10 protein-coding genes are annotated in these 16,984 nt (G+C 71.6%); all 10 read left to right on the plus strand.

Translation table 11 applies throughout. From position 1 onward, the window contains the following. The first annotated feature begins 30 nt into the window (after positions 1-30). The 10 genes from K6U06_RS12860 (at position 31) to K6U06_RS12905 (ending at position 16,875) form a co-directional block, all read left to right on the plus strand. A complete protein-coding gene (locus tag K6U06_RS12860) occupies positions 31-3,687 on the plus strand; it encodes a nitrate reductase subunit alpha (RefSeq protein WP_410051043.1) in 3,657 nt (1,218 codons plus the stop codon). Continuing rightward, positions 3,687-5,381, plus strand: coding sequence for a nitrate reductase subunit beta (narH, locus tag K6U06_RS12865; RefSeq protein ID WP_410051040.1), 1,695 nt, complete (start codon positions 3,687-3,689; stop codon positions 5,379-5,381). Before K6U06_RS12860 ends, narH begins: the two co-directional genes overlap by 1 nt. After that, positions 5,378-6,040, plus strand: a complete 663-nt coding sequence (gene narJ, locus K6U06_RS12870; RefSeq protein ID WP_262322344.1) for a nitrate reductase molybdenum cofactor assembly chaperone — start codon at positions 5,378-5,380, stop codon at positions 6,038-6,040. The genes narH and narJ overlap by 4 nt, the downstream gene beginning before the upstream one ends. Continuing rightward, on the plus strand, positions 6,037-6,774 hold the full coding sequence (gene narI, locus K6U06_RS12875) for a respiratory nitrate reductase subunit gamma (protein WP_262322345.1): 738 nt from the start codon (positions 6,037-6,039) through the stop codon (positions 6,772-6,774). The genes narJ and narI overlap by 4 nt, the downstream gene beginning before the upstream one ends. 97 nt (positions 6,775-6,871) lie before the next feature. Next, entirely contained in the window at positions 6,872-7,237 is a 366-nt protein-coding gene (locus tag K6U06_RS12880) for a group I truncated hemoglobin (RefSeq protein WP_262322346.1), read from the plus strand. 98 nt (positions 7,238-7,335) lie between these two features. Next, positions 7,336-8,454, plus strand: a complete 1,119-nt coding sequence (locus K6U06_RS12885; protein ID WP_262322347.1) for a uroporphyrinogen-III synthase — start codon at positions 7,336-7,338, stop codon at positions 8,452-8,454. 120 nt (positions 8,455-8,574) lie between these two features. Continuing rightward, positions 8,575-10,104: an MFS transporter gene (locus K6U06_RS12890; protein ID WP_262322348.1), complete on the plus strand. Its 1,530-nt coding sequence runs from the start codon at positions 8,575-8,577 to the stop codon at positions 10,102-10,104. After that, complete coding sequence (nirB, locus tag K6U06_RS12895) at positions 10,101-12,752, plus strand: nitrite reductase large subunit NirB (protein WP_262322349.1); 2,652 nt, start codon at positions 10,101-10,103, stop codon at positions 12,750-12,752. Before K6U06_RS12890 ends, nirB begins: the two co-directional genes overlap by 4 nt. After that, a complete protein-coding gene (nirD, locus tag K6U06_RS12900; protein ID WP_262322350.1) occupies positions 12,749-15,259 on the plus strand; it encodes a nitrite reductase small subunit NirD in 2,511 nt (836 codons plus the stop codon). The genes nirB and nirD overlap by 4 nt, the downstream gene beginning before the upstream one ends. Before the next feature lie 35 nt (positions 15,260-15,294). Continuing rightward, positions 15,295-16,875, plus strand: coding sequence for an NCS1 family nucleobase:cation symporter-1 (locus tag K6U06_RS12905; RefSeq protein WP_262322351.1), 1,581 nt, complete (start codon positions 15,295-15,297; stop codon positions 16,873-16,875). Positions 16,876-16,984 lie beyond the last annotated feature (109 nt).

Below are 16,984 nucleotides of genomic sequence, written 5' to 3' on the forward strand. Positions count from 1 at the left end.
GACCAGCCCTCCGGCGCCACCGAAGGCCGGATGGATCCGTTGACCGAGACGCTCGTGCGGGCCGGACGGTACTTCCGGCCCGGCGACGTCTCCCAGGACCTGCGCACCATCACCCGGGTCGGGGGCCGGGAGGCCGACTCCTTCTACCGGGACCGATGGAGCCACGACAAGGTGGTCCGCTCCACCCACGGGGTCAACTGCACCGGCTCGTGCTCCTGGAAGGTGTACGTCAAAGACGGCATCATCACCTGGGAGTCCCAGCAGACCGACTACCCCTCCGTCGGCCCGGACCGGCCCGAGTACGAGCCGCGGGGCTGCCCTCGAGGGGCGGCGTTCTCCTGGTACACGTACTCTCCGACCCGGGTCCGCTACCCCTACATCCGGGGAGTCCTCCTCGAGATGTTCCGTGAAGCCCGCCACCGCCTCGGCGATCCGGTCGCGGCGTGGGCCGAGATCACCTCCGACCCCGACAAGCGCGCCGCGTACGTCACCGCTCGGGGCACCGGCGGCTTCGTGCGGGCCACCTGGGAGGACGCGGTGGACCTGGTCGCGGCCGCCCACGTCCACACCATCGCCTCCTACGGACCGGACCGCATCGCTGGGTTCTCGCCGATCCCGGCGATGTCGATGGTCTCCCACGCCGTCGGCGCCCGGTTCATGAGCCTGATCGGCGCGCCCATGCTCTCCTTCTACGACTGGTACGCCGACTTGCCGGTCGCCTCCCCGCAGGTGTTCGGCGACCAGACCGACGTCCCCGAGTCGGGGGACTGGTGGGACGCGTCGTACCTGATCATGTGGGGGTCGAACGTCCCCGTCACCAGGACCCCCGACGCCCACTGGATGGTCGAGGCTCGCTACCGGGGTCAGAAGGTCATCGCGGTGTCCCCGGACTACGCCGACAACGTCAAGTTCGCCGACGAGTGGCTGGCCGCCCAGCCCGGCACCGACGGCGCGTTGGCCGTGGCCATGGGGCACGTCATCTTGAAGGAGTTCTTCGTCGACCGCCAGACCCCGGCGTTCGAGGACTACGTGCGCAGCTACACCGACCTGCCGTTCCTGGTGGAGCTGGTCGAGCGCGACGGGCAGTGGCTGCCGGGCAAGTTCCTCACCGCCGCGGACATCGGTGACAGCTCGCAGCACGCGGAGTGGAAGACCGTCCTGCTGGACGCGGCCACCGGATCGGCGGTGGTGCCCAACGGGTCGCTCGGGTTCCGCTACGGGGAGGAAGGCGAGGGCCGCTGGAACCTGGACCTCGGCGACACCGTCCCGCTGCTCAGCGCCTACCAGGAGGGCGGTGACACGAGGACCGTCGCGCTGCCCCGCTTCGACGACCCGGCCGGCCCGGCGGTGATGGAGCGTGGAGTCCCGGTCCGCACCGTCGAGGGGCGGACCGTCACCACCGTGTTCGACCTGCTCCTGGCGGCCTACGGCGTGGCCCGGCCCGGGCTTCCCGGTCAGTGGCCGTCCGGCTACGACGACGGCTCCGAGCCCGGCACCCCGGCATGGCAGGAGCCGATCACGTCGGTGCCGGCCGCCACCGCGGCGCGCATCGCCCGGGAGTTCGCGGCCAACGCCGAGGTATCCGGTGGGCGATCGATGATCATCATGGGGGCCGGCACCAACCACTGGTTCCACTCCGACACCATCTACCGGGCGTTCCTGGCGCTGGTCACCCTGACCGGCTGCCAGGGCCGCAACGGCGGCGGGTGGGCCCACTACGTCGGCCAGGAGAAGGTCCGGCCGCTCACCGGCCACGCCCAGATGGCCACCGCCGCCGACTGGCAGCGACCGGCCCGCACGATGATCGGCACCGCGTTCTTCTACCTGGCCACCGACCAGTGGCGCTACGACCCCTTCACCGCGGACGCCACCGCGTCGCCGCTGGCGTCGGGATCGCTGCAGGGAAAGTCCACCGTGGACGTCATCGCCACCTCGGCCCGCCTCGGGTGGATGCCGTCGTACCCGACCTTCGACCGCAACCCGCTCGGACTGGCGGACCGGGCCGAGAGCTCCGGGCGCAGCGTCGAGCAGTTCGTCACCGACGAGATCGGAGCCGGGCGGCTCAAGTTCGCCTGCGAGGACCCCGACGCCCCCGAGAACTGGCCCCGCATCCTCACCGTCTGGCGGGCCAACCTCCTCGGGTCCTCGGCGAAGGGCAACGAATACTTTCTCCGCCACCTCATCGGCGCCGACTCCTCCGTCCGGGCGGCGGAGACCCCCGAAGCGGACCGCCCCGAGGACGTGACGTGGCGGGACCAGGCGCCGACCGGCAAGCTGGACCTGCTGCTGTCGCTCGACTTTCGGATGACCTCCACGACGCTGTTCTCCGACGTCGTCCTCCCGGCGGCCACCTGGTACGAGAAGCACGACCTGTCCTCCACGGACATGCACCCCTTCGTCCACGCGTTCACCCCGGCGATCAGCCCGCCGTGGCAGACCCGCACCGACTTCGACGCGTTCAGCGCCGTCGCGGCCCGCTTCAGCCAACTCGCGGAGGACCATCTCGGGGTGCGCCGCGACGTGGTCGCGGTGCCCCTCACCCACGACACCCCAGACGAGATGGCCACCCCGCACGGCGTGGTGGACGACTGGAGGGTCGAGGGCACGACCCCGGTACCAGGCCGCAACTTCCCCAAGCTGGTGGTCGTCGAGCGGGACTACCCGAACGTCGCGGCCAAGCTGGCTGCCCTCGGGCCGCTCGCCGAGCGGCTGGGTGCCACGACCAAAGGCGTCACCTTCGAGCTCGGCGCCGCGGTGCAGTACCTGGCCGCCAAGAACGGCCGGACGGTCGGCGGAGTCGCCGACGGCCGGCCGTTGCTGGCCCGCGACCAGCACATGTGCGAGGCCATCCTGGCCCTGTCGGGCACCACCAACGGGCAGCTCGCGGTGCAGGGGTTCAAGGCCCTCGAGCGGCGCACCGGTGTCCGTCTCGCCGACCTGGCCGCCGAGCACGAAGGCAAGCAGATCACCTTCGCCGACACCCAGTCCCGGCCCACACCGGTCATCACCTCCCCGGAGTGGTCCGGCTCCGAGCACGGAGGCCGGCGCTACAGCGCGTTTGTGATCAACGTCGAACGGCTCAAACCGTGGCACACCCTCACCGGCCGGCAGCACTTCTACCTCGACCACGACTGGATGGCCGAGGTCGGCGAGCAGCTGCCGGTGTTCCGGCCGCCGCTCGACATGCACCAGCTCTTCGGTGAGCCGCGCATCGGGGCGATGGGGGAGCTGGGCGTGACCGTCCGGTACCTGACGCCGCACTCGAAGTGGTCGATCCACTCCGAGTACCAAGACAACCTGCTGATGCTGTCGCTGTCGCGTGGCGGCCCGACCATCTGGATGAGCCCGGCGGACGCCGAGAGGATCTCCGTCTCCGACAACGAATGGATCGAGGCGGTCAACCGCAACGGCGTCATCGTCGCCCGGGCCATCGTCTCCCACCGCATGCCCGAAGGGACCGTGTACATGTACCACGCCCAGGAACGGGTGGTCGACGTGCCGCTCGCCGAGACCACCGGCAAAAGGGGAGGGATCCACAACTCCGGGACGCGGCTTTTGATCAAGCCGTCCCACCTGATCGGCGGCTACGCCCAGCTGTCGTACGCCTTCAACTACCTCGGGCCGACCGGCAACCAACGCGACGAGGTCACCGTGATCCGCCGCCGCGGCCAGGAAGTGACCTACTGATGCGGGTCATGGCACAGATGGCCATGGTGATGAACCTGGACAAGTGCATCGGCTGCCACACCTGCTCGGTCACCTGCAAGCAGGCGTGGACCAACCGGTCGGGCGTCGAGTACGTCTGGTTTAACAACGTCGAGACCCGCCCCGGGCAGGGTTACCCCCGCACCTACCAGGACCAGGAGCGCTGGCAGGGGGGCTGGACCCTGAACCGCCGGGGGCGCCTCACCCTCAAGGCCGGCGGCCGGGTGAAGAAGCTGCTCAACATCTTCTCCAACCCGCTCATGCCGTCGATCCAGGACTACTACGAGCCGTGGACCTACGACTACGAGCATCTCACCACCGCGCCCGCCGGCCAGGCCACCAGCCCCGTCGCCCGCCCGAAGAGCCTCCTCACCGGTGCCGACCACAAGATCACCTGGTCGGCGAACTGGGACGACGACCTCGGCGGCGGGCCGGAGCTGACCGTCAACGACCCCCTCCTGGCCCGGGTGTCGGAGAAGATCCGCCTGGACTACGAGCGGGCGTTCATGTTCTACCTCCCCCGCATCTGCGAGCACTGCCTCAACCCGTCGTGCGCCGCGTCTTGCCCGTCCGGCGCGATCTACAAGCGGACCGAGGACGGGATCGTGCTGGTCGACCAGGACCGGTGCCGGGGCTGGCGGATGTGCGTCACCGGGTGCCCGTACAAGAAGGTGTACTTCAATCACCGGACCGGCAAAGCCGAGAAGTGCACGTTTTGTTACCCCCGCATCGAGGTGGGCATACCGACGGTGTGCTCCGAGACCTGCGTCGGTCGGCTGCGCTACATCGGGGTGGTCCTCTACGACGCCGACGCGGTGCTCACCGCGGCGGCCACCCCCGACGTCAAAGACCTCTACCAGGCGCAGCGCGAGGTGCTGCTAGACCCCGACGACCCTGCAGTCCAGGCCGCCGCCGAAGCCGCGGGCATCCCCCGCGACTGGGTCACCGCCGCGCAGCGCTCCCCGGTGTGGGCGCTGATCAACCGCTTCCAAGTCGCGCTGCCGCTGCACCCGGAATACCGGACCATGCCCATGGTCTGGTACATCCCCCCGCTGTCACCGGTCGTGGACCAGCTGCGCGAGACCGGCCACGACGGGGAGGACGCCGGCAACCTGTTCGGGGCGATCGAAGCGCTGCGCATCCCGATCGGCTACCTCGCAGAGCTGTTCACCGCCGGCGACCCGGCGCCGGTGGACGGGGTGCTGCGCCGCTTGGCCGCCATGCGCTCCTACATGCGCGACATCAACCTGGGTCAGCCGCCGCGCCCGGAGATCGCCGCCGCGGTCGGCATGTCCACCGCCGAGCTGCAGGACATGTTCCGGCTTCTGGCGGTGGCCAAGTACGACGAGCGATACGTCATCCCCCCGGCGCACCCCGAGCTCGGTGACCTGCGGGAGCGGGCCCACGAACTCGAGGAGCTGGCCTGCTCCCTCGACTACGACGACGGCCCCGGGATGGGCGGCTCCGGTCCATTCGGGGAGTCGTCGGGTGGCCCGGCGCCGGTCGCGGTCGAGACGTTCCACGCGTTGAAGACCCGCCAGACCTCCGACCGGCTCACCGACGCGTCGAGCAGCCGCGGGCGGGTCAACCTCCTCAACTGGGACGGCAAGTCGTCCGAGGGTGTCTTCCCGCCCAAGCCCACCGCCAGCAGCACCGACGAAGGGGACGCCCCGTGAGGTTCCGCAACCAGCCGACCGCAGCCCCAGCCCCGGCCCCGGACCCGGCGCTCGATCGGACCCGGGTGCTCGCCGCGGTGTCGCTCCTCGTCGGCTACCCCGACGAGGAGCTCCTCGCGCAGATCCCGTCCCTGGCCGCCGCCGCCTCCCAGATCGGGGAGCCGGCCGGTCCGCTCCTGTCCCGCTTCGTCACCCACCTGGCGACGACCCCCCTCGACCGGCTGGGAGCCGACTACGTCGACACCTTCGACCTGCGTCGCCGCTGCTGCTTGTACCTCACCTACTACGCGCACGGCGACACCAGAAAGCGCGGCGCGGCCCTGGTCCGCTTCACCCACGCCTACCGCCGCGCCGGGTGCGCTCCGCCCGACGGCGAGCTCGCCGACCATCTCGGCGTGGTCTGCAACTTCGCGGCGCTCACCGCCGACGGTGTCGAGCTGCTCGACGAGCACCGAGCCGGCGTCGAGCTGCTGCGAGCGGCGCTCGCCGAACGGGATTCTCCCTATGTCGACGTGGTCGACGCCTTGCGCGCCGTGCTCGGCGAGCCAACCGAGTCGGACCTGACCGCGATGCTGGAGCTGGCCCGCAGCGGGCCGCCCGGCGAGGAGGTCGGACTCGAACCGTTCGGGCCGCCCGAGCAGATGGGAGGCCGGCGGTGAGCGCAGGCAACATCCTCCTGTGGGTGATCGTCCCCTACATCTGCATCGCCACCTTCGTGCTCGGCCACATCTGGCGGTACCGCTACGACAAGTTCGGGTGGACGACCCGCTCCAGCCAGTTGTACGAACGCCGGCTGCTGCGCATCGGCAGCCCGCTGTTCCACTTCGGGATCCTGCTGGTCATCCTCGGCCACGTCGTCGGGATCCTCATCCCGGAGTCGACGACCAAAGCCCTCGGCGTCTCCGAACACGCCTACCACCTGTCGGCGGTCACCCTCGGCACCGTGTCGGGGGTCATGACCGTCGCCGGCATGGCGATCTTGATCTACCGGCGGCGGACCACCGGACCGGTGTTCTCCGCCACCACCACCAACGACAAGATCATGTACGTGCTCCTGGCGCTGACCATCGGGCTGGGGCTGGCGACCACCGTCCTCGGCAACGCGACCGGCGCCGCCCACGACTACCGCGTCGACGTCGCCCCGTGGTTCCGGTCGGTGCTGTACTTCGACCCCCACACCCATCTGATCGTCGCCGCACCGATCGGATTCGAGATCCACGCCATATCAGCGTGGCTGCTGTTCGCCTTCTGGCCGTTCTCGAGGCTGGTGCACGTCTTCTCCGCCCCGGTCGGGTACCTCACCCGCCCATACATCGTCTACCGCTCCCGCGAGGCGGTGACGCCCCGGCGGGGGTGGGAGGGCTCCCGCCTCCCGGTGGAGCCGCCCGGGTAAGTCCTCACGCCCCGACCGGGTCGGCGTGCGGATGCGGTCACGAGCGGGTCACGGTCGGGAAACCGAGAGGAGACGCCCGCCCGGTACAAGTAGGCCCATGGCGACCTACGACGACATCGGCGGTGCGCCCGCCGTCACCGCAGCAGTCGACATGTTCTATGCCAAGGTGACCGGCGACCCGTCGCTGGCCGGCTACTTCGAGGGCGTCGACCTGGCCCGGCTCAAAGGTCATCAGCGGGCGTTCATCGGCGCCGCCCTCGGCGGCGCCGACGGTTACTCCGGCCGGGACATGGGCGCCGCCCACGCCTCTTTGGCCATCACCGACGCGGACTTCGACGCCGTCGTCGGGCACCTGGCCGACACCCTCGCGGCGCTCGCGGTGCCCGGCGACACCATCGAGCGGATCGGCGCGGCCCTCGCCCCGCTGCGCGCCGATATCGTCACCCGACCGGCCGTCGCCTGACTCCCGGCCCCGCCCAGCGGCCGGCACCCCGCCGCGCCGCCGACACGAGTTCGCGCGCTGTTCATCGCCAGCCGGGACCGGGCGGATACGGTCGGACGGTGGAGCCTTCCCTCCCCCTCGAGGGGTTCACCGTCGCGGTCACCGCCGACCGGCGCAGCGAGGAGCAGAAGCTGATGCTGACGCGCCTCGGCATCGACGTGTTCCACGCGCCGACCATCAAGACCATCCCCGTCGGTGACGACGACCGGCTCCGGGCGCTGACCGAGGAGGTGATCGCTCGGCCCCCCGACTTCCTCGTGGCCAACACCGGGCTCGGTATCCGCAGCTGGTTCGGGCTGGCGTCGAGCTGGGGTCTGGACCAGGCCCTGCGCAACGCCCTGTCCAGCGCGCGCATCGCGGCGCGCGGCCCCAAGGCGGCCGGCGCGATCGGCATCGCCGGACTCGACCTTTGGTGGCGGGCCAAGTCCGAGAGGCTGGCCACCGTCGGGGACCGCCTGGCCGAAGAGGGCGTGGCCGGCAAGCGCGTCGCTTTGCAGCTCCACGGCGACGGACGCCAGGAGCTCACCGCCCAGCTGCAGGAGCAGGGCGCCGAGGTGATCGAGATCCCGGTCTACCGGTGGGTCGTCCCCGAAGACGACGGGCCGGTCCAGCGGCTGATCACCCTCTGCTCGGAGGGCGCCATCGACGCGGTCACCTTCACCGCCGCGCCGGCGGTGCGCAACTTGATCGAAATGGCCGAGCTCACCGGCCGGGCCCGTCAGCTGCTGCGGGCGCTCAACGGGGGGATCCTCGTGGCCTGCGTCGGCCCGGTGTGCTCCGCCGCCGCGCTCGACGAAGGCATCACCGACCCGGTGACCCCCGAGCACTGGCGGCTCGGGTCGTTGGTCCGCCTCGTGTCGGAGGAGCTGGCGGCCAGACGCCGACAGCTGGGGGCCGTCGACGGGCAGCTGGTGCTGCAGGGCAGCGTGCTTCGCGGCGCGGCCATCGAGGCGGTCCGACTGTCGTCTCGGGAGCGGGTGATCCTCGCCTGCCTGGCCGAGCGGCCGGGGGCCGCGGTCGGACGCCACGTGCTGATGCGCCGGGCGTGGGACGAGCGCGACGTCGACCCTCACGCTCTCGAGGCGGTCATCGGCCGGCTGCGAGCCAAGCTCGGGGAGCACTCCGGCCTGATCGAGACCGTCCACCGGCGCGGCTACCGGCTCAGCACCGCCGGCTGAACGTGTTTCCGCCCGGTTTCCTGGGCCGCATCACCGCGGCCGGGACGGGCGAGGCGCCAGCAACGTGGGGTTCCCCGTCGCGTCACGGCAGCGACCCAACAGTCGAGTTGGCTCTCCGGCATGGACACGCTGCGCACCATCCCCGAGGATGCTCCCGCCCCCCGGACTGCCCGGCGCAAGGGCCGCTGGATCGATGACTGGGAGCCCGAAGACCCGGCCTTTTGGGCCCGCAGCGGGCGCTTCGTGGCCCGCCGCAACCTGCTGCTGTCGATGTTCGCCGAGCATCTCGGGTTCTCGATCTGGGTGGTGTGGACAATCGTCGTGCTCAACTTGGCCAACATCGGCATCAAGTTGTCGGTGTCGGAGCAGTTCCTCCTGACGCTGCTGCCCAACCTGGTCGGGTCGCTGCTGCGGATCCCCTACACGTTCGCGGTGCCCCGCTTCGGGGGCCGGGCGTGGACCGCGTTCTCCGCCAGTCTGCTCCTGGTCCCCGCCCTGGCGCTGGCGGTGGTGGTGCCCAGCCGCTGGTTGGCCCACCAGGCGCACGGCACCCAGCTGTGGGTGCTGGCGCTTTGCGCGGCGACCGCGGGCGTCGGCGGGGGCAACTTCGCGTCGTCGATGGCCAACATCTCCTACTTCTATCCGGAGCGGCGGAAAGGGTGGGCGCTCGGGCTCAACGCGGCCGGCGGCAACATCGGCACCGCGGTCGGGCAGCTCGTCGTGCCGCTGGTGCTGATCGTCGGCGTCCCCGAGGCGCTGGCCAAGCTCCCCAACCACCACGTGCACATGGCCTACGCCGGAGCGGTCTGGATTCCGTTCATCGTCGCCGCGGCCCTCCTCGCCTGGTGGCGGATGGACAGCCTCAGCCAGGCCAGCTTCGACGGCGGCGCCTACCGGGCGGCGCTGCGCACCACCCACACCTGGCTGCTGTCGTTCATCTACATCGGCACGTTCGGCTCGTTCATCGGGTTCTCCTTCGCCATGCCGCTGGTCATCAAGTACAGCTTCCCGACGTTTCTCGCCGACCACACCTTCATCGCCACCTACCTGGCCGGCCTCGGCTTCACCGGCGCCCTGCTCGGATCCCTGAGCCGCCCGCTCGGAGGGTGGATCGCCGACCGGGTCGGGGGTGCGGCGGTCACCCTGGCGTCGTTTGTCGGGATGGCCGGATGCGTGGCGGTGGCCATCGCCGGCGTCGCCAACCGCAGCTTCCCCATCTTCTTCGTGGCGTTCCAAGGGCTGTTCGTGCTGAGCGGCATCGGCAACGGTTCGACCTACAAGATGATCCCGTCGGTGTTCGCCGGCATGGCCGCCAAGGCCGGCGGCACCCCCGCCGCCCGCCTCGAGCACAAACGCCGGGCCGCGGCGGTGATCGGCATAGCCGGCGCCGCCGGCGCCCTCGGCGGCGTCGCGGTGCAGGTCGTCATACGCCAGTCCAGCCTCCACGTGTCGTCGCTGATCACCGCGGCCAAGACCCCGGCGGCCAAGGCCGCGGTGGCCGCCGCCCACTCCACCTGGTCGGTCCCGGCGCTGTGGTTGTTCCTCGGGTCCTACGTGGTGTTCGCGTCGGTGACCTACGCCGCCTACCTCCGCCGCCAGGACCCCGCCGGCGCCGAGGCAGCGGTACCCGCCGCGGCGGTGGGCGCATGAGCGGGCCCGGCACGCCGGCTGAGCGCCCGGTGATCCTGGTCGTCGGGCACGGCATGGTCGGCAACAAGCTGGTCGAGGTCCTGGTCCGTCGGGGAGCCACCCGCAGCCGGGACATCGTCGTGGTGGGGGAGGAGCGCGAGGGCGGCTACGACCGGGTGCACCTCTCCGCCCTCTTCGACGGCGGGACCCCCGACGACTTGAGCATGATCGACCCCGACGTGGCGGCCGACCCGGCGGTGCGCATCGTGACCGGCGAGCGGGTCACCCATCTCGACCTGGCCGGCCAGGTCGCGCTGACCGACGCCGGGCGGACCATCCGCTACGAGCACGCCGTGCTCGCGACCGGCTCCTACCCGTTCGTGCCTCCGGTCCCCGGGAGGGCCACGCCCGGCTGCTTCGTCTACCGGACCATCGACGACGTCGACGCGATCAAGAGCTGGGCGCACGGGCGGGCGCACGGCGTCGTCGTCGGAGGCGGGCTTCTCGGCCTCGAGGCCGCCGGCGCGCTGCGCTCCTGCGGCCTGGCCACCGAGGTCGTCGAGTTCGCGCCCCGCCTGATGCCGGCCCAGGTCGACCCCGTCGGCGGGGAGCTGCTCGGTCAGCGCATCCGCGGCCTCGGGTTGGCTGTGCACACCTCGACGACGGTACGGCGCGTCGTCGCCGGCGCCGACGGGTCGGTCGCCGCGGTGGAGCTGTCCCCCGCAGGCGCCGATCCCGGGGACCCCGCCGACGCGCTGGCCACCGAGATGGTGGTCTTCGCGGCCGGGATCCGCCCCCGCGACGACCTGGCCCGAGCGTGCGGCCTGGAGGTCGGGGAGCGGGGAGGGGTCGTGGTCGACGCACAGTGCCGCTCCAGCGATCCTCACGTCTTCGCGATCGGCGAGTGCGCCCTCGCCGGTGGTCGGGTCCACGGTCTGGTCGCCCCCGGCTACCAGATGGCCAGGGTCGTCGCCGACACCATCTGCGGGGTCCGCGCCGCGTTCGAGGCGACCGACACGCCGACCAAGCTGAAGCTGCTGGGCGTCGACGTAGCCAGCTTCGGCGACGCGCACGGCGCCGGTCCCGGCACCTCGACTGTCACCCTCACCGACGCGGCCCGGATGGTCCACAAGCGCCTGGTGGTCGACGCGGCCGGAGCGGTCGTCGGCGGGGTGCTGGTCGGGGACGCCTCCGCGTTCGACACCCTCGCCGCCATCGCGGCCGGCGACGCCGACAGTCCCGACGACCCCGCCAGCCTGCTCGCGCCGGCCGGGCCAGCCGACGCGGACCCCGCGGGCAGGGGGATCGCCGCGCTCAAAGACACCGCCACCATCTGCTCGTGCGAGAACGTGGCCAAAGGCGCCATCCGGGCGGCCGCCGCCGAGTCGATCGCCGAGCGGGGCAGTGCCGACGTGGCCGGGATCAAAAAGGCGACCGGCGCCGGTACCGGCTGCGGGGGCTGCGCACCGCAGCTGAGCGAGCTGGTCCGCTTGGCGCTCAACGACAACGGCATCGAGATGACCCGCTCGCTTTGCGAGCACTTCGCCTACTCCCGCCAAGACATCGTCGACCTGGTCCGGGTCGGGGGCATCCGCTCGTTCTCCGAGCTGCTCTCCAAGCACGGCACCGGAGCCGGGTGCGAGATCTGCAAGCCGACGGTGGCGTCGATCCTGGCGTCGTTGCAGGGCGCCTACATCCTCGACGGCGAGCTCGGCGCGCTGCAAGACAGCAACGACCATTTCCTCGCCAACCTCCAAAAAGACGGCACCTACTCGGTGGTGCCACGGGTCCCCGGAGGGGAGATCACCCCCGACAAGCTGATCGTCCTCGGCCAGGTGGCGCAGGAGTTCGGTCTCTACGTGAAGCTCACCGGCGGCCAACGCGTCGATCTCCTCGGCGCCCGCATCGACCAGCTGCCAGACATCTGGGCGCGGCTGGTCGACGCCGGCTTCGAGTCCGGTCACGCCTACGGCAAGGCGGTCCGCACCGTGAAGTCCTGCGTCGGCACGTCGTGGTGCCGCTACGGGGTCGGTGATTCGACTCGGCTGGCCGTCGACCTCGAGCTGCGGTACCGGGGTCTGCGCAGCCCGCACAAGATCAAGATGGCGGTGTCGGGCTGCGCGCGCGAGTGCGCCGAAGCCCAGAGCAAAGACGTGGGTGTCATCGCCACCGAGCGAGGGTGGAACCTCTACGTCTGCGGCAACGGCGGCACCCGCCCCCGCCACGCCGACCTACTGGCCGAGGACCTCGACACCGAGACCCTGGTGCGCACCATCGACCGCTTCGTGATGTTCTACGTGCGCAGCGCCGACCGCCTGCAGCGCACCGCCTCCTGGCTCGACGCCATGGACGGCGGCATCGACCACCTGCGGCGGGTCGTGGTCGACGACGCCCTCGGCCTCGGCGCCGAGCTGGAAGCGGACATGGCCCGCCACGTGGCGGGCTACCGCGACGAGTGGGCCGAGACCCTCGCCGACCCGTCCCGGCTGCGCAAGTTCCGGACCTTCGTCAACACCGACCGGCCCGACCCGAACATCGTGATGGTCTCCGAGCGCGGCCAGCCCCGCCCGGCGCAGCCACGGGAGAAGGCCCCGCACCGTGAGCCGGCCCAGCACCGGGAGCCGACCGAGCGCTGGCAGAAGGTCGAGTTGGCGGGGAGCCGGCGGTGACCACCCGGCGGTGGGTCCGGGTCTGCTCGACCCGGGAGCTGCAACCCGGCCGCGGGGTCGCCGCCCTGGTCGACGGGCAGCAGGTGGCCCTGTTCCTCCTGCCCGGACCGGGAGGCACCGACGCCTCCCGGCTGCGGGCGATCGACAACCACGACCCGGTGTCGGGCGCCAACGTGCTGGCCCGCGGCCTGATCGGCTCCGCCGGCGACGTCACCTACGTGGCATCCCCGATGCACAAGCAGCGCTTCGACCTGGCCAGCGGCCGCTGCCTCGACGGGGACCACCCCCCGGTGCGGGTCTGGCCGGTGCGGGTGTGGGGCTCGACGGTGGAGGTCCTCGCGGTCAGCGGCGACGACCGCGGCGATCACCGCCCGGCGCCCACCCCGACGCACTGCCCGTTCTGCGCCCTCCAGTGCGGCATGCGGCTCCAGAAGGCCCCGGCCGGGGGCGACGGGCCCGTCGAGGTGCTCGCCGACACCACCTTCCCGGTCAACCAGGGCCGGATGTGCGTGAAAGGGTGGTCGGCGGCGGGGATGCTGGCCCACCCCGAGCGGCTGCGGGCTCCTCTCGTGCGCGACGCTCACGGCCGCTTGCAGGAGGCCTCCTGGGACGACGCGCTCGACCTCGTCGCCCGCCGGCTGCGCGCCGCGGCGGAGACCCACGGACCCGACGCCGTCGGCGTGTTCGGGTCCGGGGCGCTGACCAACGAGAAGGCCTACCTGCTCGGCAAGTTCGCCCGCGTCGCGCTCGGCACGGCCAGCATCGACTACAACGGCCGCTACTGCATGTCGTCGGCGGCGGCCGGCCAAAACCGCGCCTTCGGGGTCGACCGCGGGCTTCCGTTCCCGCTCTCGGACATCGCCGGCACCTCGACCCTGGTGCTTTGGGGGGCCAACCCGGCCGACACCATGCCGCCGCTGATGCAGTACGTAGAGGCGATGCAGGCCGCGGGCGGGACGCTCATCGTCGTGGACCCCCGCCGCAGCGCGACCGCCGCGGTCGCGGACCTCCACCTCCAGCCGGTGCCCGGCACCGACCTGGCGCTCGCCGTCGGGATGCTCGAATGCGCCCGCCGTCTAGGCGTGGTGGACCACGCCTACGTCGAGGCCCGGACCGCGGGCTGGAACGACGTGGAGGCCACCCTCGGCGAGTGGACGCCGGAGCGGGTCGAGGAGACCACCGGGGTAGCGCCCGGCGATCTCCGGCGCGTCGTCGCAGCCCTGGCCGCTCCCACCGCCATGATCCTCACCGGTCGCGGCCCCGAGCAGCAGGCCAAGGGCACCGACACCGTCACCGCCTTGATCAACCTGATGCTGGCGATGGGCAAGGTGGGACGGCCCAACAGCGGGTACGGATGCCTGACCGGGCAGGGCAACGGCCAAGGCGGCCGGGAGCACGGCCAGAAAGCCGATCAGCTGCCCGGGTACCGGTCGATCTCCGACGACGCCGACCGGGCTGCGGTCGCCGCGGTGTGGGGCGTCGAACCGTCGTCGCTGCCCGGCCCCGGCCGCAGCGCGGTCGAGATGCTGGAGTCCATCGGCCAGCCCGGCGGGGTCCGGGCGCTGCTAGTGGCCGGGTCCAACGTCGCGGTCGCGTCGCCCGACGCCCGCCGCCTCGGGGCCAACCTCGCCGACCTGGACCTCCTGGTGGTCCTCGACTCGTTCCTCGACCAGACCGCGGCGAGCGCCGACGTCGTGCTCCCCGTCACCCAGTGGGCCGAGGAGGACGGCACCATGACCAACCTGGAAGGCCGGGTGCTGCGCCGCCGGGCCGCCAGCGACCCTCCCGCCGGGGTCCGCAACGACATCGACGTCCTCTGCGCCCTCGCCGCCCGCCTCGGCCATCCCGAGCGCTTCGCGTTCGCGTCGGCCGAGGAGGTGTTCGACGAGCTGAGAGCGGCTACTCGCGGCGCCCGGGCCGACTACTCGGGGATCACCTACGCCCGCCTGGACGCCGAGGCGGGCATCCACTGGCCCTGCCCCGACGGTGACCACCCCGGCCAGCCCCGGCTGTTCGCTTCCGGTTTCGCCCATCCAGACGGCCGGGCCCGGCTCCTCCCGGTCGTGTACCGGCGCAGCGCCGAGCCGCCCGACGACGACTTCCCCGTGTACTTCACGACCGGACGGTACCGGGAGCACTACAACAGCGGCGCCCAGACCCGGCGCCTGCCCCGGCTGGCGGCGAGCCGCCCGGAGCCCCGGCTGCAGCTCCACCCGGCGCTGGCCGAGCGCTGCGGCGTCGCCGACGGCGACCTGGCCGAGGTCCGCAGCCGCCGGGCTGCGGTCCGCTTCGCCGTCCAGGTGACCCCCGACATCCGCCCCGACACGGTCTTCGCGCCGTTCCACTGGGGCGGGGAGCAGGCCGCCAACGCCCTGACCGTCGCTGCCCTCGACCCGGTCAGCCGGATGCCCGAGTTCAAGGTTTGCGCGGTGCGCGTCGCGCCGGTCCCCCCAGCGGCGACCGGCGCCGGCCAGACGGCGCCAGACGGCGGGGGGCGGATCTTGTAACCGTGGCGAAACGGCTGCGGGGACTACCTTCGACGATGATCCATCAGCGAGGGGAGGTCGTGATGGCGGTCATCACCCGACGGGCCGGCGAGGTCGTCCACGAGGACGGCCGCCACGAGCTGGAGGACCCGGCGGTCCTCGAGGCCAGCCCCCTGTTCAACGCCGACCTGGCTCCGATCCCCGTGACCCAGCGACGCTGGGGGACCTACAACTACATGGCCCTGTGGGTGGGGATCTCCCACTGCGTGCCGACCTGGCTGCTGGCGTCGGGGCTGGTCGCGTTGGGGATGAGCGCCTGGCAGGCGCTGATCACCATCGGCCTCGGCAACCTGATCGTGCTGGTCCCGATCCTCCTCAACAGCCACGCCGGCACCAAGTACGGCATCCCGTTCCCGGTGTTCGCCCGGGCGCCTTTCGGCACCACCGGCGCCAACCTGGCTGCGCTGCTGCGGGCCCTGGTCGCGTGCGGGTGGTTCGGGATCCAGACCTGGATCGGCGGCCAGGCCATCTTCGTGCTCGTCGGGTCGCTGGCCGGCGGCGGGTGGAGCGACGCGGCCAAGCTCGGCAGCTACCAGTGGACGATGTGGCTGTCGTTCGCCATCTTCTGGGCGATCGAGATGGTCGTGATCTTGCGGGGTATCGACACGCTGCGCCGGTTCGAGAGCTGGGCGGCGCCGTTCGTGCTGGTGATGGCCCTCGCGCTGCTGGTGTGGCTGTGGGTGAAGGCCGGCGGCGCCGGGCCGATCCTGTCGCAGCCGAGCAAGCTCGGGTGGGGTCACCGCTTCTGGCCGGTGTTCTTCCCGTCGCTCATGGGCATGATCGCGTTCTGGGCGACGCTGTCGCTCAACATCCCCGACTTCTCGCGCTTCGGGCGGGGTCAGCGCCAGCAGATCGTCGGTCAGGCGGCCGGCCTGCCCACCACCATGACGTTGTTCTCGTTGATCGCGGTGCTGGCCACCTCGGCGTCGGTCGTCGTGTACGGCAAAGCGATCTGGGACCCGGTGCAGCTCACCGGCCATTTCTCCAACCCCGCCGTGGTCCTCGTCGCTCTCTTCAGCCTGGCGGTGGCCACCATCGCCACCAACGTGGCGGCCAACGTGGTCAGCCCGTCCTACGACTTCTGCAACCTGCTGCCGAAGTGGATGACCTTCCGTCGCGGTGCGGTGGTCACCGGGGTCATCGGGATCCTCATCCAGCCGTGGCGGCTGGTCACCGACCCCAGCTTGTACATCTACACCTGGCTGGATTTCTACGGCGGGATGCTCGGCGCCATCGCCGGTGTGCTCGTCGCTGACTACTGGCTGTACCGGCGGACCAGGCTCGACCTGGCCGGGCTGTACCGGCCCGACGGCCCCTACGCCTACCGGCGGGGCTGGAACTGGCGGGCGCTGACCGCGGCGGTCGTCGGCATGGTCCTGGCGGTGGGCGGAGCGTGGTCGGCGCCGGGGGCCGGCCCCTTCCCCCACGGCGGGCTGATCCCCTTCCTCCAGCCGCTGTACAACTACAGCTGGATCGTCGGGTTCGGCGTCGGCTTGGTGCTGCACGCAGGGCTGAGCGCGCTGTTCCCTCACCGCGAGCGGCTCGGGCCGCCGGCCGAGGTGATCGCCTTGCCGTGAACCCGCCACGACCACCACCACCACCGCAAGCTACCGGCGAGTAGTTCCGGGACCTTAGCCAGGGGAAGTACCGTGAGGCGGAACGCTCGTCGACGAAGAGTGGAGTGGT

Source organism: Acidiferrimicrobium sp. IK, assembly GCF_025499425.1.
Classification (GTDB): Bacteria; Actinomycetota; Acidimicrobiia; order Acidimicrobiales; family Palsa-688; genus Acidiferrimicrobium.

Bases quoted from the DNA above. Each gene is read 5' to 3' on its own strand.
- K6U06_RS12860 (WP_410051043.1), top strand. From the start codon at position 31: ATGGATCCGTTGACCGAGACGCTCGTGCGGGCCGGACGGTACTTCCGG.
- narH (WP_410051040.1), top strand. From the start codon at position 3,687: ATGCGGGTCATGGCACAGATGGCCATGGTGATGAACCTGGACAAGTGC.
- K6U06_RS12880 (WP_262322346.1), top strand. From the start codon at position 6,872: ATGGCGACCTACGACGACATCGGCGGTGCGCCCGCCGTCACCGCAGCA.
- K6U06_RS12890 (WP_262322348.1), top strand. From the start codon at position 8,575: ATGGACACGCTGCGCACCATCCCCGAGGATGCTCCCGCCCCCCGGACT.
- nirB (WP_262322349.1), top strand. From the start codon at position 10,101: ATGAGCGGGCCCGGCACGCCGGCTGAGCGCCCGGTGATCCTGGTCGTC.
- K6U06_RS12905 (WP_262322351.1), top strand. From the start codon at position 15,295: ATGATCCATCAGCGAGGGGAGGTCGTGATGGCGGTCATCACCCGACGG.